Source organism: Nguyenibacter vanlangensis (assembly GCF_013376155.1).
GTDB lineage: Bacteria > Pseudomonadota > Alphaproteobacteria > Acetobacterales > Acetobacteraceae > Gluconacetobacter > Gluconacetobacter vanlangensis.
Genome location: NZ_JABXXP010000617.1, coordinates 1 through 1,647, shown reverse-complemented (window position 1 = coordinate 1,647; position 1,647 = coordinate 1). Strand labels below are relative to the sequence as shown.

The window sequence follows — 1,647 nt, the reverse complement described above, 5'->3', positions numbered from 1 at the left end:
CTGGCATAGAGTTCCAGCAATTGTGCGATTCCGGCGCCGCTCAGACAGGCGCCCAGCAGCGATCCGGTGTCGTCGACCATCAGCCGTCCGGCAACATGAAGCGGAACGGTTTCCGTACCGCGCTGAAACTCCCACGCGAACGGGCGTCTGGTCATCGGGTCGCGGATCAGGAGGCATTGGTGGCCCTGCGCCAGATCCTCTGGACGCTCCGGTTCGCCATGCCGGGCGAGATAGGCGGTCGAGGCGCAGGTCAGAACGTGGGTTTCGAGCAACAGGCGCGCCTTGAGCGAGGACGGCTCGGGCTCGCCGAAGCGGATCGCGACATCGAAACCATCGGCGACGAGATCGCCCATCCGGTCGCGCACGCTGATCTCGACGGAGAGTTCGGGAAAGTGGTCGAGAAACGCCCCGATCCGGGGCGACAGGACGAAGTGGCCGAACGTTCCGTCGACATTGACCCGGAGCCGCCCCCGGATCGCGGCCTTGCTTCCGCCGGCCGTCACCGCGGCGTCCGCGATCCCGACAAGATGGGGGGCGACAGCTTCGTAGAAGCGCCGTCCCTCGTCGGTCAGCGAAATGGCGCGCGCAGTCCGGTTGAAGATGCTGATGCCGACGCGCTCCTCCAGACGGGCGACCGCGCGGCTCACCGCCGGCTGGGTCAGTCCGATCGCTTCGCCCGCGCGCGCGAAACTGCCCGCCTCCACGACGGCGGACACGACGCCGATCCCGCTCAGGAGGCGGCTATCGAAGGTCATGAGGCATACTTTCAGTCATCTTTAGACTGACATCTATGCATTATTTTTTGCATCCCTTGAAGCCTAGTTTGCGCCTGCCGCCGGACAGCGCGGCGATGTCGAAGACAGGAGCAAGGCATGAGCAATTCCGGAAAAATCGCCCTGATCACGGGCTCTTCGCGCGGCATCGGCGCGGAGATTGCCCTTCGTCTCGCGGCGGATGGGTTCAAGGTGGTCGTCAACTACGCCAGCGGCGCGGGACCGGCCCAGAGGGTGGCCGACCGGATCAAGGCTGCCGGCGGCGAGGCGATCGTGGCGCAGGCGGATATCGCCGATCCGGTCTCGGTCGCGGCGATGTTCGACGCGGCGGAACGGGCTTTCGGCGGCATCGACGTGGTGGTGAACAGCGCGGGGGTGCTGAAGCTGGCCAAAATCGCCGAGTATGACGACGCCACGTTCGACCAAAGCATGGCGATCAACCTCAAGGGCGCGTTCAATGTCTGCCGCGAGGCGGCCAGGCGCGTGCGCCAGGGCGGTCGCATCATCACTCTTTCCACCAGCGTCATCGGCATGCGCATGCCGACCTATGGCGTCTACGTGGCGACCAAAGCGGCGGTCGAGGCACTGACCCAGGTTCTGGCGCAGGAAATGCGCGGTCGCGGCATCACCGTGAACGCGGTCGCACCCGGCCCGGTCGCAACCGAGCTGTTCCTTGAGGGCAAGACCCCCGAACTGATCGATCGCATCGCGAAGCTGAACCCCCTGGAACGCCTCGGGCAGACCGAGGACATCGCTCCGGTCGTCTCGTTCCTCGCCGGCCCGGAGGGCGGCTGGATCAACGGCCAGACCATCCGCGCCAACGGCGGCATGTGCTGACGTGCCGCGCCTGCGGTTCGCCCGAGCGAACCGCGGG

2 protein-coding genes are annotated in these 1,647 nt (G+C 66.4%); one reads left to right on the top strand and one right to left on the bottom strand.

The genetic code is table 11. The features are described from left to right. The coding region (locus HUK84_RS17290; protein ID WP_218064442.1) for a LysR family transcriptional regulator at window positions 1-716 on the bottom strand (716 nt) is incomplete at its 3' end. A 156-nt stretch (window positions 717-872) separates the two neighbouring features. Between HUK84_RS17290 and HUK84_RS17285 the strand changes: the two genes are divergently transcribed. Further along, window positions 873-1,610, top strand: coding sequence for an SDR family oxidoreductase (locus HUK84_RS17285; protein WP_176641363.1), 738 nt, complete (start codon window positions 873-875; stop codon window positions 1,608-1,610). Window positions 1,611-1,647 lie beyond the last annotated feature (37 nt).

Excerpts from the sequence above, each read along its gene's own strand:
- HUK84_RS17285 (WP_176641363.1), top strand. The coding sequence starts at position 873 with ATGAGCAATTCCGGAAAAATCGCCCTGATCACGGGCTCTTCGCGCGGC.